Source organism: Nocardioides salarius (assembly GCF_016907435.1).
Classification (GTDB): domain Bacteria; phylum Actinomycetota; class Actinomycetes; order Propionibacteriales; family Nocardioidaceae; genus Nocardioides; species Nocardioides salarius.
In genome coordinates this window covers 1,405,397-1,426,726 of sequence record NZ_JAFBBZ010000001.1, presented here as the reverse complement: position 1 = coordinate 1,426,726, position 21,330 = coordinate 1,405,397, and the positions used below count along the sequence as shown (strand labels likewise).

Below are 21,330 nucleotides of genomic sequence, written 5' to 3'. Positions count from 1 at the left end.
CCCATGCTGAAGCTGCCTGTCCGCCCCGCGGACTCCGAGGAGCGCAAGGACCAGGGCTTCACCCTGATCGAGCTCCTCGTCGTCGTCCTGATCATCGGCGTGCTCGCCGCCATCGCGATCCCGGTGTTCCTGTCGCAGCGCGAGAAGGCGGCTGACGCGTCGGTCCAGTCGGATCTGAAGAACCTCGGGACTGTCCAGGGCACCTATCTCGTCGACAACAACGCCTATGCCAATAAGATGGCGCTGCTTATCGCAGACGGTTACGACTTCAAGAAGACGGGCAACAACGTCATCAAGCTTGTGTCTGCCAATGCTGATGGATTCTGCGCCACGGGAACGCGTGAGGGCGGAACCGCGGGCACCGACACCTTCTACTACGACTCCGGCGAAGGTGGCTTGACTGGCGTGGACTGCACTGCCGAATACACGGCGGTCGCGGCTGCAGATCAGGGCTGAGTCTCTTCACGGCGCGCCGTCCCCTCGGGGGCGGCGCGCCGTCGTCGTTCCTGCTCGGGTAGACAAGTCCCGTGACCGAGCGGCCGCAGGACACCCCCGAGGACGACCCCGTCTGGGCGGCCTGGCGCGGCGAGCGTGACCTCGAGGCGCGCAACGAGCTGCTGCTGCGCTACTCGCCCCTGGTCAAGTACGTCGCCGGCCGGGTCCGCACCGGGCTGCCGCGCAGCGTCGAGCACGCCGACGTCGTCTCCGAGGGGATGATCGGGCTGATCGACGCGCTGGAGAAGTTCGAGCCCGAGCGGGGGCTGGCCTTCCCGACGTACGCCGTGCCGCGCATCCGCGGCGCGATCTTCGACTCGGTGCGCGCCGCCGACTGGGTGCCCCGCTCGGTGCGCACCCGTGCCCGCGAGGTCGAGCAGGCCCGCACCGGCCTCCACGAGCGGCTCGGCCGCCCGGCCACCGACGACGAGGTCGCCGCCGAGACCGGGCTGTCCGTCGGTGAGCTGCGCGCCGCGACCGAGCTGCGCTCCTGGGTGGGCTACGCCTCGACCGACGACCTCGCCGACCTCGAGCAGGTGGACGCCGGGCTCGAGGAGGCCTTCGACGACGACGGCACCCGCGAGCTGCTGATGCCCGCGGTGCACCGGCTGCCCGAGCGCGACCGGATCGTGGTGGCGCTCTACTTCTTCGAGGGGCTGACCCTCGCCGAGATCGGGCGGGTCCTCGGCGTGACCGAGTCGCGGGTCAGCCAGCTGCGCAGCCGCGCCACCAAGGCGCTGCGAGAGGCCCTCCAGGACCGATAGTCCCTGACCTTCCTCACCGCGACGCGCGGGGAAGCGGTGTGGAACGTCAGGGACTTTCCCGCGCCCGCGCGCTCAGGCCGGCGCCGGCGGGTGCTCGACCCGCCGCGGCTTGCGCCGCGCGACCGCGACGCCGACCAGCGCCAGCACGCCGCCGGCGTACGCCGCCACGGCCGGGGTCTCGCCCAGCAGCATCCAGCCGAGCACGATCGTGATCGGCGGCACCAGGTAGGTCGTCACGCTCAGGCTGCCGGCGTTCATGTGGGTCAGGGCGTAGGCGTAGGTGGTGAAGGCGATCGCGGTGGGGAAGATGCCCAGGTAGACCACCCACAGCACCGACGAGGTCGGCGCGACCCGCACCTCCTCGACCAGGGTGGGCAGGAACGGCAGGCAGACGACCGCCCCGACGGTGCAGGCCAGCCAGGTCACGTGCACGGCGGCCAGGCGCTTCATCAGCGGCTTCTGCAGGATCAGGCTGACGGCGTACACGACGGCGCTGAGCAGCACCAGGAAGACGCCGACCAGGTCGCGACCCTGGCTCTGCGAGGTCGACAGCCCGATCAGCGCGACCCCGCCGAAGGCCAGCGCCAGGCCGATGCCGAGGTAGGCGGTGAACCGCTCGTCGAGGAAGACCGCGGCCAGCAGCGCCACCAGCACCGGCGAGAGCTGGATCAGCATCGCGGCGGTGCCGGCGTCGACGCGCTGCTCGCCCTCGTTGAGCGCGACGTTGTAGATGCCGAACCACAGCACCCCGATCGCGACCAGCGAGACCCACTCGCGCCGGGTCGGGCGGGGTACGCCGCGGGTCGCGGTGGCGACGACGCCCAGGCACAGCGCGCCGACGAGCAGGCGGCCCAGGCTGAGCGGGCCGGCCGAGAAGTCGGCGCCCAGGTGACGGATCGCCACGAACGCCGACGCCCACAGCACCAGCGTCGTGGCCACCGCCGCCAGCGGCAGCCAGGACGCGGGCGAGGTGGGCGCGGGGGACGCGGAGCGCGTGCTCTCGGGGCGGGTGGTCGTCACGACCGAAGCCTACGGTGACCCATGACGCCGGGTCGCGCGGGTTTCGGTCGTCGTACGCCGCCGCCTCACAGGTCGAGCTTGTAGCCCAGCCCCCGCACCGTCACCAGGTACTTCGGCTCGCCCGGGTCGGGCTCGAGCTTGGCGCGCAGCCGCTTGACGTGCACGTCGAGGGTCTTGGTGTCGCCGACGTAGTCGGAGCCCCAGACCCGGTCGATGAGCTGGCCGCGGGTCAGCACCCGCCCGGGGTTGCGCAGGAACATCTCGAGCAGCTCGAACTCCTTGAGCGGCAGCCGCTGCTCGTTGCCGTCGACGGTCACCACGTGCCGCTCGACGTCCATCCGCACCGGACCGGCCTCGAGGGTCGCCGGGGCAGCGTCGGGCTCGGTGCCGCGGCGCAGGACCGCGCGGATGCGCGCGACCAGCTCGCGGGGGGAGTAGGGCTTGGTGACGTAGTCGTCGGCGCCGAGCTCGAGGCCCACCACCTTGTCGACCTCGTCGTCCTTCGCGCTGACCATGATGACCGGCACGCTGGAGGTCTGCCGGATGGTGCGGCACACCTCGGTGCCGGGGATGCCCGGCAGCATCAGGTCCAGCAGCACGATGTCGGCGCCGTTGCGGTCGAACTCGACCAGGGCGGCGTTGCCGTCGGCCGCGATCGCGACCTCGTAGCCCTCCTTGCGCAGCATGTAGGCGAGCGCGTCGCTGTAGCTCTCTTCGTCCTCGACGACCAGTACCCGTGTCACGGGGTGTCCTCCTGCTCTTTCCTCTCGGACCCGAAGTGCTGGGGCAGGGTCAGGGTGAACGTAGACCCCTGCCCCTCCGCCGACCAGACCCGGACCTCGCCGCCATGGGTGGCGGCGACGTGCTTGACGATGGACAGGCCGAGCCCGGTGCCGCCGGTGGAGCGGTGGCGCGCGGGGTCGACGCGGTAGAAGCGCTCGAAGATGCGGTCCAGCTCGTCGGCGGGGATGCCGATGCCCTGGTCGACCACCGAGACGTCGACCGACCCGTCGTCGATGCGGGTGGTGACCAGCACCGTCGAGTCGGGGTCGGAGTAGGAGACGGCGTTGGAGACCAGGTTGGAGACCGCGGCGGTCACCTGCTTCTCGTTGCCGAAGACCTGCACGTCGCCGGTGCCGCCGATCGCGACCTGGATGCGCTTGGCGGCGGCATCGATGGCCGAGGCGTCGACCGCCGAGCGGATCACGTCGTCGAGGTGCACCGCGACCGGCGCGTCGAGCGGGTCGTCGGCCTGCAGGCGCGAGAGCTCGATGATCTGCTGCACCAGCTTGGAGAGCCGGTCGCTCTCGGTGCCCATCCGCGCCGCGAACCGCTTGACCGCCTCGGGGTCGTCGGCGGCGTCGACCATCGCCTCCGAGAGCAGCCGGATCGCACCCACCGGGGTCTTGAGCTCGTGGGAGACGTTGGCGACGAAGTCGCGGCGCACCTCCTCGATGCGCCGCTCGCGGGTGCGGTCCTCGACCAGCGCCAGCACCAGGCGCGAGCCCAGCGGCGCGACCCGGGCCGTGACGTGGCGCGAGGGCGCGCCGGGGCGGGTCATCAGGATCTCGGTCTCGCGGATCTGCCCGTCGCGGCGTACGGCGCTGACCTGCTCGGCCAGCGCCTCGGAGACCAGCCGCGAGCCGCGCACCAGCCCGAGCGCGTACGCCGGAGCGCTGGCCTTGAGCACCACGTCGGCCTCGTCGACCACGACCGCCGAGCTGCGCAGCACCGAGAGCACCGAGCCGATCCCGTAGGGCAGCACCGGCTCGGGCGCGGCGGGCACGGTGTGCTGCTGCCGGTCGCTGACGTGCCAGGCCAGCACCGCGGCGCCGGCGACGAACGCCCCCACGACGGCAGCGAGGAATGCCTGCAGCGTCGGGTCCACGTGCAGGATCGTACGCAGCCTGCCACCGAGCACCCCTTCGGCGAGCCCGGGCTTCGCAACGTTCATCCCGCGTTCACCGCGCCGCGACGGCCAGACACCCGCCCGCCGGTTCCATTGCCTAGGCTCTGCCCCATGCGTGACGTCTTCCATGAGCAGCTCGATGCCGTCTTCGACGACCTGACCGCCATCTGCGGCCAGGTCGAGGTCGCGGTCCGTCGATCCACCGAGGCCCTGATGAGCGGCGACGCCGCGGTCGCGGAGCAGGTGATCACCGATGACGTCGAGATCGACCGGGCCCGCGAGAAGGTCGAGGAGTCGGCCTTCGAGCTGCTCAGCCTGCAGCAGCCGGTGGCCGGCGACCTGCGCGTCATCATCGCGGCGCTGCGGATGGTCACCGAGCTCGAGCGGATGGGCGACCTGTCGGTGCACGTCGCCAAGATCGCCCGCCTGCGCGTGCCCAACGTGGCGGTGCCCGAGGGCATCAGCGACACGATGACCAAGATGGCCGAGACCGCCGAGGACATGGTGCGCCGGGTCGGGCAGATCATCCGCCACCGCGACGTGTCGGCGGCCATCGAGCTGGGCCGTGACGACGAGGTGATGGACCAGCTGCGCCGCCACAGCTTCACCCAGCTGCTCGGCGACGACTGGGCGCACGGCGTCGAGGCCGCGGTCGACGTGGCCCTGCTGGGCCGCTACTACGAGCGCATCGCCGACCACGCCGTCTCGATCGCCAACCGCGTCGTCTTCGTGGTCACCGGCGAGAAGCCGCACCGCGGCGAGCTCTGAGCCGCCCGCCCACCGACCGTCGTACGCCGGCTCCTCCTGCGGGAGGGGTCGGCGTACGGTCATTTCAGGCCGGCTCGAGGCGCAGAACGGGCCGGCTCGGCGCGAAGAACGGGCCGGGTCGGCGGGAGATACGGGCCGGGTCAGCGACCCTGGGAGGCCACGGCCGCGGCGGCCGCCTCGGCGGCGTCGGGGTCGAGGTAGCGCCCACCGGGGACGGTGGGGCGCAGGTCGTCGTCGAGCTCGTAGACCAGCGGCATGCCGGTGGGGATGTTGAGCCCGGCGATCTCGTCGTCGCCGATGCCGTCGAGGTGCTTGACCAGCGCGCGCAGGCTGTTGCCGTGGGCGGCGACCAGGGTCACCCGGCCGGCGCGCAGGTCGGGCACGACCGCCGACTCCCAGTAGGGCAGGAAGCGCTCGATGACGTCCTTGAGGCACTCGGTGCGCGGCATGTCGTCGCCGAGGTCGGCGTAGCGCGGGTCGTGGCGCTGCGAGAACTCGTGGTCGTCCTCGATCGGCGGAGGCGGCACGTCGAAGGAGCGGCGCCAGGCCATGAACTGCTCCTCGCCGTACTGCTCAAGGGTCTGCTTCTTGTCCTTGCCCTGCAGTGCGCCGTAGTGGCGCTCGTTGAGCCGCCACGAGCGGTGCACGGGGATCCAGTGCCGGTCGCAGGCGTCGAGCGCGAGCCCGGTGGTGGAGATCGCGCGGCGCAGCAGGGAGGTGTGCACGACGTCGGGCAGCAGCCCGGCCTCGCGCATCAGCTCGCCGCCGCGGCGGGCCTCGGCCTCGCCCTTCTCGGTCAGCGGCACGTCGACCCAGCCGGTGAAGAGGTTCTTGGCGTTCCAGGTGCTCTCGCCGTGGCGGAGCAGGATCAGGGTGCTGGTCGGGGTGCTCACTGGGTGCCCTCCGGCTCCGACTCGGCGCCGCCCTCGGGCACCAGCTCGTCGCCCTCCTCGCCCTCCTCGCCGGGGCCGTACTCGCGCACCGGCTCGAGGGGCTCGCATTCGTAGGTCTCGCCCGCCTCGCCCGCCTCGCCCGCCTCGCCCGCCTCGCCGGACTCGGTGGCGTGGTCGAAGCCCTCGAACTCGTCGCAATTGGTCACGACCGGCACCTTGACGGCCACCGTGTCGCCGTTGGAGAAGCCCAGGCGCAGCGACAGGTAGTCACCGGCGGTGAAGTCGCCGGTGACGGCGACGCCGTTGCCCTCCTGGGAGAGGTTCTCGAAGCCCAGCGGCGCGATCTCGCGCGGGTCGACCTCGGCGCTGAGCTGGCCGTCCTCGCTGTTGAGGGACTCCCAGGTCACCGACTCGCTGGAGGAGTTGTTGGAGAGCCCGGCGATGAAGGTGCCCGCGCCGTCGGCGCTGGCCACGACGGCCGCGCCGAGCACGTCGACCTCGGCGTCGCGCTCGTTGGCCCCGGCGGCCGGCGTGTAGGGCCGGTCGGTCGCGTAGTCGAAACCACACGAGGTGAGGGGGAGGGCGAGCGCGACCGCGCTGGTGGCGAGCGCGAGCTTGCGGCGGATCAGCATCGTGGGTCTCATGCCTTCGGTTCGTCGTGGGGCCGGCCGGGCCCAGCCTAGCGTCAGCCGGCGCCCAGCCCGCTGGTGGTGCCCACGAACGCCATCGCCACCGCGACCAGCGCCAGGTAGACGGCTGCGAGGGCCAGCAGCCTCGCGGCGCCCAGGCGCAGGCCCAGGCGCAGCGGCAGGTAGGTCCACCCGTCCTCGTGGTCGGCGACCAGTCCCCACAGCGCGGTGAGCAGGTGCACGCCCACGCCGAGCAGCGCCGCCAGCAGGACCATCGCGGGCTCCGGGGCGACCCCCGTGCCGACCCCGCCCCAGCCGCCGTAGGAGAGGAAGGCCGGGTAGGTCGCGAACGCCGCCGCCCACGGTACGAACGAGAGCACCCCGGTGCGCAGCGTCAGGTTGCCGAGCAGCCCGATCAGCACCGAGCCCAGGTAGAGCAGCCCGGCCGTGGTGCCGTGGGCCACGGCGAGCGGCACCAGCACCAGCACCGCACAGGCCAGCGCGAACCAGGCCGTGCCCGGGTCGAGGCGGCCGTCGGCGAGCGGCTTGGCGAGCGGCTTGGCATCGCTGGGGTGCGTGGCGTCGCGGCGCCGGTCGACCAGGTCGTTGTGCCAGCCGAGCACCGTCTGGCCCACCAGCACCGTGACCAGCACCAGGCCCAGCTCACGGGTGGGCCGGTCGTCCAGCGCCGCCACGACCGTCATCAGCACCGCGGTCAGCACCGCCTGGCGCGGGTGGGCGGCCCGGGCGAGGAGCACCGGCGTGGTGTCGAGGACCCGCGCCGGGCCCGTACGCCGCGCCCGCGGCGCCGGCGGCGGGGGCGCCACGACGGTGGTCGCGCCCGGGGCCGGCGCAGGGGCTGGCGCAGGGGACCCCGGGGGTGGTTCGGCGGGCTGCGGAGCGGCCTTGCGGCGGCGGGGCAGGTGAGGTCGGACCATGCTCGGCAGTATCCCTGCCGCGAGGGTCCCCCGCGGGAGGTCCGCGCAGGTAGGAGGCACTTTTCGACCCGCCGGCCAGGGGCCGGGCGTGGGCCGCGTCACGCCCCGCGGGGTGGGCGCCACCACAGCCCACAACGATCTGTCAAGACCGCATTGCCCCTCTGACCTGCACAAACGATGAGGGGGACTCCCAGATCCGTGTTAAGATGGTGGCCTAGGAAGGGGAACCTGACATATGACTTTCACCGTCGGCGAAACGGTTGTGTATCCCAATCACGGGGCCGCTGTCATCGAGGACATCGAGATGCGGACCATCAAGGGTGAGGACCGCCAGTACCTGGTGCTGCGGATCGTGGCCCAGCAGGACCTGGTCGTACGCGTCCCGGCCTGCAACCTCGACCTGGTCGGCGTGCGTGACGTCGTCGACAAGGAGGGCCTCGACCGCGTCTTCGACGTGCTGCGGGCCGCTCATGTGGAGGAGCCGACCAACTGGTCGCGACGCTACAAGGCGAACCTGGAGAAGCTGCACAGCGGCGACGTCATGAAGGTGGCCGAGGTCGTGCGCGACCTGTGGCGCCGCGAGCGCGACCGTGGCCTGTCGGCCGGCGAGAAGCGGATGCTGGCCAAGGCGCGCCAGATCCTGGTCTCCGAGCTGGCCCTGGCCGAGAAGACCAACGAGGACAAGGCCGAGGTCATCCTCGACGAGGTGCTCGCCTCCTAAGGGCAGCACCTCCACGCACCACCTCGCACCACCAGCAACGAGCACGACGGCCCCCGGGTGAGCACCCGGGGGCCGTCGTGCGTCCTAGGCTGGTCCCACCATGACCTCCCACGACAGCCACCCCGACAGTCCCGGCACCCCGGACGACGACGGCCGCAACTGGTCCGACTGGTCGGACCTCGAGGACGAGCAGGAGCAGCCGGCCGCGCTCGGCACCGTGGTCGAGACCGGCCGCGGGTCGCTGCCCTTCGAGCTGCTGCACGGTGAGGCGCTGGTGGCCGTGGCGGCCTGGGGCCTCGGCGAGTCGGGGGTCACCCCGGTCGACATCGGCACCGAGTGGGAGGGCCTGGCCGCCTCCGGTGAGCCGGTCGTGCTGCACGACTGCCTGTGCCCGATGACGCCGGCCGACTTCATCGCCGGGTGCGTGCGCGAGGCCGTGGCCCGCGAGGCGGTCGTCGTGGGCGTGCGGCCGGTCACCGACACCGTGAAGACCGCCGACGGCGACAGCGCGGCCGCGGGCGACGCGGGCGGGCTGCCGGTCGTGGGGATGGGCCCCGACCGCGACGACCTGGTCGTGGTCACCTCGCCGGTGGTGCTGCCGGCCGGGGTGGTGGCCGCGCTCGACGAGCTGCCCTCCGACGACTTCGGGGTGCTGGTCTCGTGGCTGGCCGAGCGGTTCCCGGTGCTGACCCGTCAGGCCCCGCCCGAGGGCCGCCGGGTCGCCGGCGCCGACGACATCGCCGTCCTCGAGGCGCTCACCGCCCGCTGAGGCCCAGCAGCTCCTCGGCCAGGGCCAGGTCCTCGGGCCAGGTGACCTTGAGGTTCGCCGGCCCGGAGGCGACCGCGACGACCGGCAGGTCGGCGTACCTGGCGAAGCACGCGGCGGTGTCGGTGCCCTCGAAGCCGTCGTCGTCGGCGCGCCGGTAGGCCGCCAGCAGCGGCCCGGCGCGGAAGGCCTGCGGGGTCTGCACCCCCACCAGCGCGCTCGGCACCGGCTGCAGCGCCCGGGTCAGCACCCCGGTCACCGGGGCCCCGGGCAGCGCCCCGCCGCGGGCGCGCGCGGCCTCGACCACGGCGGCGAAGAGCGCCACCGGGGCCAGCGGCCGGGCGCCGTCGTGGACGACGACCACGTCGGTGCGCCCCGCCTCGACGTCGGCGACCAGGGCGCGCAGCGCGCGCGACTCGGAGGCGTGCCGCGTCGGCCCGCCCGCCACCAGCCCGACCTCCGGGGCGCCCGGGCCCTCCCCGCCGCCAGCGCCGTCAGTGCTGCCAGTGCCGCCAGTGCTGTCGGCGCTGTCAGCGGGCAGGTGCGGTGCGAGCGCCTCGGCGACCTCGTCGAGCTCGTCGGGGTGCGCCACCACCAGCACCCGGGCGACGCCGGGGGTGCGCAGCGCGGCCAGCACCGACCAGGCCAGCACCGGACGCCCGGCCAGCGGCAGGAGCACCTTGTTGACCCCGGCGCCCACCCGCGAGCCGGAGCCGGCGCCCAGCACCACCACGCTGACCGAGCCGGTCTCGTGCGCAGGTGTCTCGGCGGGCGGGGGAGCGGGGGAGGTGGGCTGGTCGGGCACGCGGTGACCGTACCCAGCCGCCGGCCCGGACGTCATACGGGCGGGACGTCCGTCGGTGCGGAGGGGATGACGTCCGCGGGCCGCGGCCCCCTCGCTCAGCCGGTGGCCACGAGCAGCGCGGTGGCGATCGCCGCGACGCCCTCGCCGCGACCGGTCAGGCCGAGCCCGTCGGTGGTCGTGGCCGAGACCGAGACCGGGGCGCCCACCGCCGCCGTCAGTGCGGCCCGGGCCTCGTCGCGGCGCGGGCCCAGCCGCGGCCGGTTGCCGATCACCTGCACCGCGACGTTGACCACCTCGAAGCCCGCCCCGCGCACCCGGCGCGCGGTCTCGGTGAGCAGCGCGGCTCCCGACGCGCCGGCCCACCGGGGCTCGGCGGTGCCGAAGTGCGAGCCCAGGTCGCCGAGGTCCGCGGCGGAGAACAGGGCGTCGCACGCCGCGTGCGCGGCCACGTCGGCGTCGGAGTGCCCCTCGAGGCCGAGCTCCTCGTCGGGCCAGGCCAGCCCGGCCAGGTGCATCGGGACGCCGGGCACCAGCCGGTGCACGTCAGTGCCGATCCCCACCCGCAACCCACCCAATGCAGGCGCGGGACCGGGCGCAGGACCGGGTGCGGGAGCGGGGGCGGGGGTCTGCTCAGCGTCGCCGTTCACGTCGCGATCATGCCCGAGCGCGGAGGTCGCAGGGGGTGTGGGGGACAATCGGGTCGTGGACGAGCGCGCGGGGCTGTGGCGCCTGGCCGGCCTGGTGGCCGGGCTGGCCGGTCTCGCGACCAGCTACACCGCCGCGATGGTGCTGACGATCCGCGAGTCGCCCGTGGTGGCGATCGCCGAGGGCGTCATCCGGCTGACCCCCGGGCCGGTCGCCGACTTCGTGATCCGCTTCTTCGGCTCGGGCAACAAGGCCCTGCTGCTGGTGATGATCCTGCTGATCGTCTCCGTGGTCTTCGCCGCACTCGGCGCCGCCGCGCGCCGGCGCTGGTGGGTGCCGCTGGCCGGCTACTCGGTGCTGGCCCTGGTCACCGCGGCCGCGGTGCTGCTGCAGCGCGGCTCCGCCACCGCCGACCTCCTGCCCGTCGTCATCGGCTACCTGACCTGGCTCCTGGTGCTCGCGCTGCTGGTGGCCCCGCTGCGTCGCCTCGAGCGCACCGGCGCGGCGCCCCGGCCCGCCGGGGCGTCGGTCGTGGTCGCCGACGAGCAGACCGGGGCGCACGGGCGGCGTACGTTCCTGGTGCGCGCCGTGCTCGTCGGCGGCGCCGCGGTCGTGGTCGCCGGCGCCGGCCGGGTGCTGGGCACCGGGCGGCGCGCGGTCGAGGAGACCCGGCGGCTGCTGCGCATCGAGGGCGCCGGGCAGACCCCGCCGCCGCGCGGCTCGAGCCTCGGCGTCGACGACATCGCCTCGTGGCAGACCCCCAACGACGACTTCTACCAGATCCACACCGCGCTGGTGGTGCCCGCGATCGCGCCCGTCGACTGGCGCCTGCGCATCCACGGCATGGTCGAGCGCGAGGTCGAGCTGACCTACGACGCGCTGCTGGCCCGCGAGCGCACCGAGGCCTGGACGACGCTGAGCTGCGTGTCCAACCCGGTCGGCGGCGACCTGGTCGGCAACGCGCTGTGGACCGGCGTGCTGACCTCCGACCTGCTGGCCGAGGCGGGGGTGCTGCCCGGCGCCGACGCGGTGCTGCAGACCTCCGAGGACGGCTGGACCTGCGGCACCCCCCTCGAGGCGCTGACCGACGGCCGCGGCGCGATGCTGGCGGTGGCGATGAACGGCGAGGCGCTGCCGATCGAGCACGGCTTCCCGGTGCGCACCCTGGTGCCGGGGCTCTACGGCTACGTCTCGGCCACCAAGTGGGTCGTCGACCTCGAGGTGACCCGCTTCGCCGACTTCTCGGCGTACTGGACCCAGCGCGGCTGGAGCGAGCGCGGCCCGGTCAAGATCGCCTCGCGCATCGACGTGCCGCGCTCGGGGGAGGACGTGCCCGCGGGCCGGGTCGCCTTCGGCGGCGTCGCCTGGATGCAGGGCACCGGCGTCTCGACCGTCGAGTTCTCCGTCGACGGCGGCGAGTGGGTCGCCGCCGACCTGGGCCGGGTGCCCAGCGCCGACACCTGGGTGCAGTGGGCCGGCACCACCGACGTCGGGCCCGGCGACCACCGGGTGCGGGTGCGCGCCACCGACGCCGACGGCAACGTGCAGACCGACGTCGAGCGCGGCGTGCTGCCCGACGGCGCGACCGGCCTCGACGAGGTCGACTTCACCGCGACCGACACCTCGACCCCCGACGAGTAGCCGCGGGCCCCCGGCCGGCCCGCTGGCGGTCGGCTACCAGTTGGAGTGCTTCTCGGGCGAGGGCAGCGGGTGGTCGGCGTCGGTGATGACGTACGCCGTGCCGCCCGAGCGGGGCAGCCAGGCGTTCTCGAGCTGGCCGCGGTCGTAGGTGCGGCGCACCGCGCCGTTGGAGGCGCCGGCCGGGTCGTTGACGACCACGTCGCCCTTCGCGGTGAAGCCCACCACGACCAGCAGGTGGCCGTTGGACGCGCTGATCGGGGCGCCGCTGAGCTGGCCGCGGTCGAAGGCGATCGAGATGACGACCGGGATGCCGGCGGCGACGAGGACCTCGGTCTCGCGCATGCTGCGCAGCCGGGTCACGAAGCCCGAGCCGGTCTGGCGGGCGGCGTACGCGGTGTTGAAGGGCCAGTTGCCGGTGCCGTCGTAGCCGTGGTCGTAGGTCATCCGCGCGGCGTGGTCGACCCACGGGTCGGGGTGGCCGGCGGGCACCCAGGAGTGGTCCTTGGCCCGCGGCAGCGCGTCGTAGTAGCCCAGCACCATCGACGTCGAGGTGGGCGAGCACCACGCCTCGCCGCCGTTGCCCCACTGCGGGTAGTGGCCCTGGTGGATCATCTGGCTGTACGTCGGCACGTCGAGCACCGTGCCGCCGGCCTTGCTCACCACGCCGGGCGCCGAGGCCTGCACCGAGCCCGAGGGCAGCCGCGAGGCCATCGCGCTGACCGCACCCACGCTCGGCGGGTTGCTGCCCGCGCCGGCGCGGCGGCCCAGGGTGACCCGCAGCCGGTAGGCGACCAGCCCGGCCGGCGCCTTCCAGGTGTCGACGTTGACCGAGGCCAGGTCGTCGCTCTGCCCCGAGACGGTGGTGCGCTCGACGAACTTGTCACCCGCGGCCCAGCGGCCCATCAGGTCCCACGACGAGCGGCGCCCGTCGGCGGCGCGGCCCTTGACCTCGACCTCGATCCAGCTGTCGCCGGGGGTCTTGGCCTCCCACGACGCGATCAGCTCGGTGAAGGAGAACCCGGGACGGTGCCACGGGCCGTTCCAGCGCGCGGTCGTGTACGTCGTGCCGCCCAGCTCGCGGCGCGCCGTCGCGCTCGCCGGCTGGTGGAAGACCCGCCCGCGCTTGATCCGCACCGAGTCGAGCCGGCCCTTCTTCCACTGCGCCGAGCCGTCCCAGCCCTGGTGGTTGATCTTGCGCGTCGCGCTGCGGGCCGCGGTGCCGGCGCGCGCCGACTCGGTGCTCGCAGCGGTGCCCGCGGCCGTGCTGGAGGCGGGGCTCGCGGCGACGGCGCTACCGCCGCCGGCGGCGTACGTCGTGGGGGCGGGGGCCAGCGCGGTGGCCACCAGCGCGAGCGCGGTGGCGGGCAGGAGGGTTCGCAGCACCCGGCAACGGTACGTCACAGCAGTCACTTGCGTCACAGGTCGCGGCCGGAGGAGTTTCATCGGGTACCCGACGAACCTGGCGTCACCCGGCTGAACCTTCAGCTGGGCAGCGTGAGTTCCATCGGGTACCCGATGAAACTCCCTGTGGAGGGCCGGCGGCCCGGCCCGGGCGGGGATGCGGGGCGCGGGTGGGCTCGCTCCTACACTTGAGCCGTGACTTTCCGGCTCTACGACACCGCCACGCGCGACGTCCGCGACTTCGTCCCCCTGCAGCAGGGCAGGGCGGGCGTGTACGTGTGCGGGCTGACGGTGCAGTCGGAGCCGCACGTGGGCCACGTGCGCTCGGCGGTCAACTTCGACGTGCTGCGCCGGTGGTTGGTCCACCAGGGCCTCGAGGTGACGTTCATCCGCAACGTCACCGACATCGACGACAAGATCCTCACCAAGTCGGCCGAGCAGGGCCGCCCGTGGTGGAACCTGGCCTACGACATGTCGCGCGAGCTCGACCGGGCCTACACCGCGCTCAACGTGCTGCCGCCCTCCTACGAGCCGGCCGCCACCGGGCACGTGCCCGAGATGATCACGCTGATCGAGCAGCTGGTGGAGAAGGGCCACGCCTACGCCGCGGCCGACGGCTCGGGCGACGTCTACTTCGACGTCCGCTCGTGGCCGGCGTACGGCGAGCTGACGCGGCAGGGCCTCGACGACATGGAGCCCGCCGAGGACGCCGACCCCCGGGGCAAGCGCGACCCGCGCGACTTCGCGCTCTGGAAGGGCCGCAAGCCCTCCGAGCCGGCGACCGCGTCGTGGCCCAGCCCCTGGGGCCCGGGTCGGCCCGGCTGGCACATCGAGTGCTCGGCGATGGCCGGCAAGTACCTCGGCGAGGCCTTCGACATCCACGGCGGCGGCGTCGACCTGCGCTTCCCGCACCACGAGAACGAGCAGGCCCAGAGCCGCGCGGCCGGGCACGGCTTCGCGTCGTACTGGATGCACAACGCCTGGATCACCACCGCCGGCGAGAAGATGAGCAAGTCGCTGGGCAACAGCCTGACCATCCCGTCGGTGCTGCAGCGCTTCCGCGGCATCGAGCTGCGCTACTACATCGTCTCGGCCCACTACCGCAGCCACGTCGAGTTCAGCTTCGAGGCCCTCGAGGAGGCCGCGGTCGGCTTCCGCCGCATCGAGGCCTACCTCGAGCGCGCCCGCGCCGTCGTCGGCGAGGTCCCCGCGACCGGCATGCACTGCGCCGACTTCGTGGCCGCGATGGACGACGACCTCGGTACGCCGGCCGCGGTCGCCGCGGTCTTCGACGTCGTCCGCGAGGGCAACAAGCTGCTCGCCGACGGTGCTGGTGGTGCCGGTGCCGACTCGGCCGCGCTGCGCGGCAACGCCGCCTCGGTGCGCGCCATGCTGGGCGTGCTCGGGCTCGACCCGGCCGACCCCGCGTGGGGCCCGACGAGCGGCCACGACGACCAGCTCACCTCTGCCGTGGACGCCCTCGTCCGCGGCCTGCTCGACCAGCGTGCCCAGGCGCGCGCGGCGAAGGACTTCGCCGCTGCCGACGCCATCCGCGACCAGATCAAGGCGGCGGGCATCGAGGTCGAGGACACCCCCGACGGACCGAAGTGGAGCCTCATCAATGGCCGGTAGTTCGCGACAGGCGCAGAGCGCCTTCCTCACCAACCGAGAAGGGCACTGACGTGGCCGGTAATTCTCAGCGCAAGGGCGCGATCAAGAAGACCGGCAAGGGCAACCCCACCGCCGGCTCCGGCGGCCGGGTCAAACGCGGCCTCGAGGGCCGCGGCCCGACCCCGAAGGCCAAGGACCGCGAGTACCACCAGGCCCACAAGGCCGCCAAGCGCGCCGAGAAGAACCGCTCGCAGTCGAAGGGCGGCTCGCAGAAGCGCCGCGGCAGCAGCGACGCCGAGTGGATCGCCGGGCGCAACTCGGTGCTCGAGGCGCTGCGCGAGGGCGTGCCGGTCACCGGCGTGTACGTCGCCGAGGGCGCCGAGCGCGACGGCCGGCTGCGCGAGGTCTTCGCGCTGGCCGCAGACAAGGGCATCAGCCTGCTCGAGGTCGGCCGCGGCGAGCTCGACCGCCTCACCCAGGGCGCGGTGCACCAGGGCCTCGCGGCCCGCATCCCCTCCTACGAGTACGCCGACCCGCACGACCTGATCGTGCGCGCCGAGGAGATGGGCGAGCCGGCCCTGATCGTGATGCTCGACTCGGTCACCGACCCGCGCAACCTCGGCGCGATCGTGCGCAGCGCGGCCGGCTTCGGCGCCCACGGGGTGGTCATCCCCGAGCGCCGCGCCGCCGGCATGACCGCCTCGGCGTGGAAGACCAGCGCCGGCGCCGCCGCGCGCATCCCGGTCGCCCAGACGGTCAACCTGAACCGCCAGATCAAGGAGTACCAGGACGCCGGCTGCATGGTCGTGGGCCTGGCCGCCGACGGCGAGGTCGACCTGCCCGACCTCGACCTGGCCGACGGCCCGCTCGTGGTCGTGGTCGGCTCGGAGGGCAACGGGCTCTCCCGCCTGGTCGCCGAGAACTGCGACCAGCTGGTCTCGATCCCGATGGCCAACCAGCTGGAGTCCCTCAACGCCGGCGTCGCCGCCAGCGTGACCCTCTACGCGATCGCCCGTGCCCGAGCCTGACCCCGCCTCTCCCCGGGCCGCCGAGCCGACGGCCGAGCGGGGCCTGCGCGGCCGCCTGCTCGGGCACACCGTGCGCGGTGCGGTGGTCCTCGGCTGCCTCGCGGTCTGGCTCGGCGGCTCGCTGCTGGCGGCCGGCTTCCTGTTCCTCAGCAGCGAGCGCGAGGTCAGCCTGGCCAGCCACGAGTCGGTGGTCCGGCCGACCCTGAGCGGCCAGGTCGAGCTGCTGACCGGCCCGGTGCTGCCCGACCTGCGCCTGGCCTCCGACCTGCCGCTGGGCGTGCAGGTGCAGCTGGGCAAGACCGAGGCCGGCAGCACCGACGAGCTGGTGCAGCGCTACGCGCTGATCGCCTCGGCGCCCGAGGGCCCGCAGGCCAAGCTGCGCTCGGCGATCGAGGACATGGCCCTCGACGCGCTGCTGCGCGGCCTGGTCATCGGCGCGGTGCCGGTGCTGGTGTGGCTGCTGCTGGGCCGGGCCCGGCGCCGCCAGCTGCTGGTGGCGCTGCCTACGCCGTACGGCGTGCTCGCGGCGCTGCTCGCGGTCGCGATGGTGCTGGGTCTCTGGCAGCCGTGGACCCCCGCCGACGACGCGGTCGAGGCCGCGGAGGACGAGCGCGAGTGGGTGCCCCTGGCCGACTTCGTCGGCACCGGGGTGCCGCTGCCCGACGAGGTCGAGGGCGTCGAGATCCGCGCCGACCTGACCACCAACCAGTCGCGGCGCCTGATCGAGTCGGCCGTCAACACCTACGACAAGTCCCAGACGTTCTACGAGACCGCGGCCGAGGCCGCCGGCGAGCTCGACCTGCGCACCCCCGAGGAGGGGGAGGTGGTCGTGACCATGGTCAGCGACCGCCACGACAACATCCAGATGGACGCCGTGGCCCGTGCCGTCGGCGACCGCGCCGGCGCCACCGGGGTGCTCGACGGCGGCGACGACACCTCCACCGGCTCGAGCTGGGAGGCGTTCTCGCTCGACTCGGTCTCGGCCGCCTTCGAGGACCAGCCGCGCTGGGGCGTGGCCGGCAACCACGACAACGGCACGTTCGTGGTCGACTACCTCGCCGACCAGGGCTGGACGATGCTCGACGGCGAGGTCGTCGAGGGCCCCGGCGGCGGCACGCTGCTCGGCGTGGCCGACCCCCGCGCCAGCGGGCTGGGCAGCTGGCGCGACGAGGGCGGGCTGAGCTTCGAGGAGGTCGGCGAGCGGCTGGCCGACGCCGCCTGCGCCGCCGACGAGCCGATCGACACGGTGCTGGTCCACGACGCCAACCTGGCCTCCGAGGCGCTGCGCCGCGGCTGCGTCGACCTGGTCGTCGGCGGGCACCTGCACGTGCAGGAGGGCCCCGACCCGGTCGTGGCCGACGAGGATCCCGAGGGCCCGGACGACTCGGACGGCTCAGACGGCACCGACGGCTCCGACGGCCCCGACGGCCCCGACGAGTCGGCGGAAGGGGCGGCCGCCGAGCCCGCCGCCGACGAGGCGAGCGACGAGGAGCCCGAGGGGGAGGAGAACCCCGAGGAGACCGCCCCGCGCACCGGTTACCGGTTCACGATGGGCACCACGGGCGGGGCGGCGTACGCCATCGCGCTCGGCTCGAAGATCCGCCGCGAGGCGCAGGTCTCGCTGATCACCTACCGCGACGGCAGCCCCGTGGGCATCCAGACCGTCAACCTGCAGACCAACGGGGTCTGGGTCGTCGACGACTACGTCGAGCTCGCCGAGCTGGCCGTCGAGCCCGACCCCGACGACCAGCCCACCGACGGTCCGGCCCCGGGCCCGATCGCCCCCGGCGACGGCCTCGACGACGGCCTCGACGACGGCGCCGGCGACGGGCTCGACCAGGGCTGAGCGGGCCCGCGGGAGCTTCATCGGCCGGCCGACGGAACTGGCGGGTGGCCGATGAAGCTTCATCGGCCACCCAGGAGCTTCATCGGCCGGCCGACGGAACTCCTCCGGCCGGGCTCAGCCCCGGCGGCGCTCCCGCACCGCTGCCACCCGCTCGCGCAGCGGGCGCTTGGTGATCTGGCTGGCGCGGCCGTGCAGCGCGGTGAGCATGGTGACGAAGAGGGTGTCCTGCTCGTCGGTGCGCTCGAAGGTGGTCAGGTTGAGCACCGGCTTCATCCGCTGGCGGGTCACCGCCTTGGCGTAGGTGAACTCCTTGAGGCCGTCGGCGCCGTGGATGCGCCCGAAGCCGGAGTCGCCGACCCCGCCGAAGGGCAGCGAGGGCACCCCGGCGAAGGCGATCACCGAGTTGACCGAGGTCATGCCCGAGCGCAGCCGGCGGGCGATGTCGGGGCCCTGGCGACCGGAGAACACCGCGCCGCCGAGGCCGTACTTGCCGGCGTTGGTCAGCTCGACGGCCTCGTCCATGCAGCTGACCCGGTTGACCACGACCGTCGGCCCGAAGGTCTCCTCGGTCACGGCCAGGGAGTCCTCGGGCACGTCGACCAGCACCACCGGCTGGGCGTAGCGGTCGTCGACCGACTCGGGCCCGCCCACCACGGCGCGCCCGCCGCGGGCCAGCGCGTCGTCGACGTGGCTGCGCACCACCTCGAGCTGCGAGGCCATCGTCATCGGGCCGAGCTTGGCGTCGGCGTCGACGCCCGCGTGCACGGCGCGGGCCCGCTCGGAGAGGCGGGCCACGAAGTCGTCGGCGACCTTCTCGTGCACGTAGACCCGCTCGACGCCGATGCAGGTCTGGCCGGCGTTGGAGAAGGCTCCCCAGGCCGCGGCGTCGGCGGCGGCGTCGAGGTCGGCGTCCTCGTCGACGATCAGGGCGTCCTTGCCGCCGGCCTCGATCACGACGGGCGTGAGGTTCTCGGCGCAGGTGGCCATCACCTTCTTGCCGGTGGCCGTCGAGCCGGTGAAGGCGAGCTTGTCGATGTCGGCGCGGCACAGCGCGGCACCGGTCTCGCCCCAGCCGATGACGGTCTGCAGCAGGTGCTGGTCGGGCACGACCTCGCGCAGGCTGTCGGCGAGCCAGACGCCCACGCCGGGGGTCAGCTCGCTGGGCTTGAAGACGACGGTGTTGCCGGCGCCCAGGGCGTAGGCGATCGAGCCCATGGGCGTGAAGACCGGGTAGTTCCAGGGCCCGATCACGCCCACGACGCCGAGCGGCAGGTACTCCACCGACGCGGCGTGGTTGGCCAGCAGCAGCCCCGAGGAGACCCGGTGGCGCCCCAGCACCTTCTCGGCCTTCGAGCCGATCCAGGCCAGGTGGTCGATGGCCAGGCCGATCTCGAGCTGGGCGTCGGCGTGCGGCTTGCCGGTCTCGGCGTGCACGACGTCGGCCAGCTGGGCCATCCGCCGGGTCAGCACCGCGCGCCACTGGGCCAGCACCTCGGCGCGGGCGTCGAAGCCGATGCCGGCCCACCAGCCGGCCGAGGCCCGGGCCCGGGCCACGGCGGCCTCGACCGAGGCGGTGTCGTCGACGGCGTGCACGCCGACCACGTCGCCGGTCGCGGGGTCGAAGGACTCCAGCTTCTGCCGGTCCTGCTCCTGGGTGTGCTCGCTCATCGGTGGTCCTTCCTCGCGGTGCTCGTGGCGCCGACCGGCACGCGGCCGCGCACGAGGTCGGCGGCCTTCTCGCCGATCATGATGGTGGGGGCGTTGGTGTTGCCGCGGGTGACCATCGGCATCACGCTGGCGTCGACGACGCGCAGGCCCTCGATGCCGCGCACCCGCAGCTCGGGGTCGACCACGGCGCGCTCGTCGTCGCCCATCGCGCAGGTGCCGACGGGGTGGTAGAGCGTCTGGGTCTCCGCGCGCAGGTGCTCCTCGATCTGGGCGTCGGTCGGGTCGGCGCCCCACCGCATCGTCGCCAGCCCGGGCCCGGCGACCAGCTCGGCCAGCGGGCCGGTGGCGACCACGTCGAGCATCCGGCGTACGCCGGCGATCATCGCGTCGAGGTCGGCCTGGTCGTCGTAGTAGCCGGGGTCGATGTCGGGGTGCCAGCGCGGGTCGGCCGAGCGCAGCCGCAGGGAGCCGCGGCTGGCCACGTGCACCAGCGTCGGGGCGACGGTGACCTTGCGGCTGGTGGGCTCGTGCAGCCCGTTGTCCCAGAAGCCGCTGGGCGCGACGTGGGCCTGCAGGTCGGGGGCGTGCAGGCCCTCGCGGCTGCGCCAGAAGCCGCCGCCCTCGCCGACGTTGGAGGTCAGCGGGCCCCGGCCCATCAGCTTGGCGCGCGCGAAGGTGCCCAGGGTGTTGAGCTCGGCCAGGTCGGTGGTGCCGCGGGTCTCGAAGACCAGCGGCAGCGCGGGGTGGTCGTGCAGGTTGGCGCCGACCGCGGGCTGGTCGAGCAGCACGTCGACACCGACCTCGCGCAGGTGCTCGCCCGGGCCGATGCCCGAGAGCATCAGCAGCTGCGGGCTGTTGACCGCGCCGCCGCACAGCAGCACCTCGGCGGCGGCGTACGTCGTGCGGGTGCCGCGGCCGTGCTGGTACTGCACGCCCACCGCGCGGCCGCCCTCGACGACGACCTTCTCGGCCAGCGCGCCGGTGCGCACGGTGAGGTTGGGCCGGTCGGCGGCGGGGTCGAGGTAGCCGCGGGCCGTCGACCAGCGCCGGCCCTGGTGGCAGGTGACCTGGTAGAGCCCGGCCCCCTCCTGGGTGGCGCCGTTGAAGTCGTCGTTGCGCGCCATGCCCGAGGCGACCGCCGACTCGACCCAGGCCTCGGTGAGCTCGTGGGTGTAGCGGCGGTCCTCGACGTGCAGGGGGCCGTCCTGGCCGTGGAAGGGCCCGCCGTGGCGGCTGTTGGCCTCGGCACGGCGGAAGTAGGGCAGCACGTCGTCGTAGCCCCAGCCGTGGGCGCCGTGGTCGTCGCGCCAGGTGTCGTAGTCGGCTGCGTTGCCGCGGATGTAGATCATCGCGTTCATCGAGGAGCAGCCGCCGAGCGCCTTCATCCGCGGCCAGTAGGCGCGCCGGCCCAGCTGCTTCTGCTCGGTGGTCTGGTAGTTCCAGTCCCACCGGGTCTTGAAGAGGTTCGGGAACGCGGCCGGGATCGTGACGTGGTCGGACTCCGCCGGCCCGCCCGCCTCCAGCAGCAGCACGCTGGTGGTCGGGTCCTCGCTCAGCCGGGCGGCCAGCACCGCCCCGGCGCTGCCCGCGCCCACCACCACGTAGTCGAAGCTCTCCCGCACGCTCATCGGCCCTCCTCGTCGCGACCGGGCTCGGTGCCCGCGCGTCCGTGCCGACGGTATGCCGGGGTGGCCCGCGTCACAACGGCGGTGTCCCGGTGCTGGACACCACGCGTGGCCGGGTGGCCCGGGTGGGCCCGGTCGGGCCGGGTGCGGCCGGGGT

At 73.8% G+C, this 21,330-nt stretch carries 20 protein-coding genes; 9 read left to right on the top strand and 11 right to left on the bottom strand.

Annotated features, from left to right (window positions below; genetic code table 11):
• Positions 1-3: 3 nt before the first annotated feature.
• Positions 4-456, top strand: coding sequence for a type IV pilin protein (locus JOE61_RS06935; protein WP_193670169.1), 453 nt, complete (start codon positions 4-6; stop codon positions 454-456).
• A gap of 71 nt (positions 457-527) precedes the next feature.
• Positions 528-1,259 carry a FliA/WhiG family RNA polymerase sigma factor gene (locus JOE61_RS06930; RefSeq protein WP_193670168.1) on the top strand — a complete coding sequence of 244 codons (732 nt, stop codon included), beginning with the start codon at positions 528-530 and terminating at the stop codon, positions 1,257-1,259.
• Between the two features lie 72 nt (positions 1,260-1,331).
• Here JOE61_RS06930 and JOE61_RS06925 read toward each other — a convergent pair whose 3' ends face one another.
• The 3 genes from JOE61_RS06925 to JOE61_RS06915 all read right to left on the bottom strand — a co-directional run bounded on the left by JOE61_RS06925 (position 1,332) and on the right by JOE61_RS06915 (position 4,167).
• On the bottom strand, positions 1,332-2,279 hold the full coding sequence (locus tag JOE61_RS06925; protein WP_307822861.1) for a DMT family transporter: 948 nt from the start codon (positions 2,277-2,279) through the stop codon (positions 1,332-1,334).
• Between the two features lie 65 nt (positions 2,280-2,344).
• A complete protein-coding gene (locus tag JOE61_RS06920; protein WP_193670167.1) occupies positions 2,345-3,022 on the bottom strand; it encodes a response regulator in 678 nt (225 codons plus the stop codon).
• The gene (locus JOE61_RS06915) at positions 3,019-4,167 is read right to left on the bottom strand and encodes a sensor histidine kinase (protein WP_193670166.1); all 1,149 of its coding nucleotides are present in this window, start codon (positions 4,165-4,167) and stop codon (positions 3,019-3,021) included. The genes JOE61_RS06920 and JOE61_RS06915 overlap by 4 nt, the downstream gene beginning before the upstream one ends.
• A gap of 132 nt (positions 4,168-4,299) precedes the next feature.
• On the opposite strand from JOE61_RS06915, the gene phoU reads away from it, so the two are divergent.
• On the top strand, positions 4,300-4,956 hold the full coding sequence (gene phoU, locus JOE61_RS06910) for a phosphate signaling complex protein PhoU (RefSeq protein WP_193670165.1): 657 nt from the start codon (positions 4,300-4,302) through the stop codon (positions 4,954-4,956).
• Positions 4,957-5,096: 140 nt separating this feature from the next.
• Here the strand turns inward: phoU and JOE61_RS06905 are convergent, their stop codons facing one another.
• The 3 genes from JOE61_RS06905 to JOE61_RS06895 are packed head-to-tail and all read right to left on the bottom strand — an operon-like array spanning position 5,097 to position 7,416.
• Complete coding sequence (locus JOE61_RS06905; protein ID WP_307822860.1) at positions 5,097-5,849, bottom strand: phosphoglyceromutase; 753 nt, start codon at positions 5,847-5,849, stop codon at positions 5,097-5,099.
• Positions 5,846-6,493, bottom strand: coding sequence for a hypothetical protein (locus JOE61_RS06900; protein ID WP_193670163.1), 648 nt, complete (start codon positions 6,491-6,493; stop codon positions 5,846-5,848). The genes JOE61_RS06905 and JOE61_RS06900 overlap by 4 nt, the downstream gene beginning before the upstream one ends.
• 41 nt (positions 6,494-6,534) lie before the next feature.
• The gene (locus JOE61_RS06895) at positions 6,535-7,416 is read right to left on the bottom strand and encodes a UbiA family prenyltransferase (protein WP_193670162.1); all 882 of its coding nucleotides are present in this window, start codon (positions 7,414-7,416) and stop codon (positions 6,535-6,537) included.
• Between the two features lie 235 nt (positions 7,417-7,651).
• On the opposite strand from JOE61_RS06895, the gene JOE61_RS06890 reads away from it, so the two are divergent.
• Positions 7,652-8,137, top strand: coding sequence for a CarD family transcriptional regulator (locus JOE61_RS06890; RefSeq protein WP_179615410.1), 486 nt, complete (start codon positions 7,652-7,654; stop codon positions 8,135-8,137).
• 100 nt (positions 8,138-8,237) lie between these two features.
• On the top strand, positions 8,238-8,906 hold the full coding sequence (locus tag JOE61_RS06885; RefSeq protein ID WP_227492071.1) for a glycosyltransferase family protein: 669 nt from the start codon (positions 8,238-8,240) through the stop codon (positions 8,904-8,906).
• Here the strand turns inward: JOE61_RS06885 and JOE61_RS06880 are convergent.
• Both JOE61_RS06880 and ispF read right to left on the bottom strand, forming a co-directional pair.
• The gene (locus JOE61_RS06880; protein ID WP_307822858.1) at positions 8,893-9,708 is read right to left on the bottom strand and encodes an IspD/TarI family cytidylyltransferase; all 816 of its coding nucleotides are present in this window, start codon (positions 9,706-9,708) and stop codon (positions 8,893-8,895) included. The two genes, JOE61_RS06885 and JOE61_RS06880, sit on opposite strands and share 14 nt — an antisense overlap.
• A 95-nt stretch (positions 9,709-9,803) precedes the next feature.
• A complete protein-coding gene (ispF, locus tag JOE61_RS06875; protein ID WP_204797377.1) occupies positions 9,804-10,274 on the bottom strand; it encodes a 2-C-methyl-D-erythritol 2,4-cyclodiphosphate synthase in 471 nt (156 codons plus the stop codon).
• 136 nt (positions 10,275-10,410) lie between these two features.
• Between ispF and JOE61_RS06870 the strand changes: the two genes are divergently transcribed.
• Complete coding sequence (locus tag JOE61_RS06870; protein WP_307822857.1) at positions 10,411-11,994, top strand: molybdopterin-dependent oxidoreductase; 1,584 nt, start codon at positions 10,411-10,413, stop codon at positions 11,992-11,994.
• 33 nt (positions 11,995-12,027) lie between these two features.
• Here JOE61_RS06870 and JOE61_RS06865 read toward each other — a convergent pair whose 3' ends face one another.
• Positions 12,028-13,377 (bottom strand): C39 family peptidase, encoded by a 1,350-nt coding sequence (locus JOE61_RS06865; protein ID WP_193670160.1) that lies wholly within the window; start codon positions 13,375-13,377, stop codon positions 12,028-12,030.
• A 213-nt stretch (positions 13,378-13,590) separates the two neighbouring features.
• On the opposite strand from JOE61_RS06865, the gene cysS reads away from it, so the two are divergent.
• From cysS to JOE61_RS06850, 3 genes are read left to right on the top strand one after another with little or no spacing between them, the layout of a single operon-like run.
• Complete coding sequence (gene cysS / locus JOE61_RS06860; protein WP_193670159.1) at positions 13,591-15,027, top strand: cysteine--tRNA ligase; 1,437 nt, start codon at positions 13,591-13,593, stop codon at positions 15,025-15,027.
• A gap of 50 nt (positions 15,028-15,077) precedes the next feature.
• On the top strand, positions 15,078-16,034 hold the full coding sequence (gene rlmB, locus JOE61_RS06855) for a 23S rRNA (guanosine(2251)-2'-O)-methyltransferase RlmB (RefSeq protein WP_193670158.1): 957 nt from the start codon (positions 15,078-15,080) through the stop codon (positions 16,032-16,034).
• Positions 16,021-17,880, top strand: coding sequence for a metallophosphoesterase (locus JOE61_RS06850; protein WP_193670157.1), 1,860 nt, complete (start codon positions 16,021-16,023; stop codon positions 17,878-17,880). The genes rlmB and JOE61_RS06850 overlap by 14 nt, the downstream gene beginning before the upstream one ends.
• 114 nt (positions 17,881-17,994) lie before the next feature.
• On the opposite strand, the gene JOE61_RS06845 is transcribed toward JOE61_RS06850, so the two are convergent.
• Complete coding sequence (locus JOE61_RS06845; RefSeq protein ID WP_193670156.1) at positions 17,995-19,548, bottom strand: aldehyde dehydrogenase family protein; 1,554 nt, start codon at positions 19,546-19,548, stop codon at positions 17,995-17,997.
• Complete coding sequence (locus JOE61_RS06840) at positions 19,545-21,176, bottom strand: GMC family oxidoreductase (RefSeq protein ID WP_193670155.1); 1,632 nt, start codon at positions 21,174-21,176, stop codon at positions 19,545-19,547. Before JOE61_RS06840 ends, JOE61_RS06845 begins: the two co-directional genes overlap by 4 nt.
• Positions 21,177-21,330: the final 154 nt, after the last annotated feature.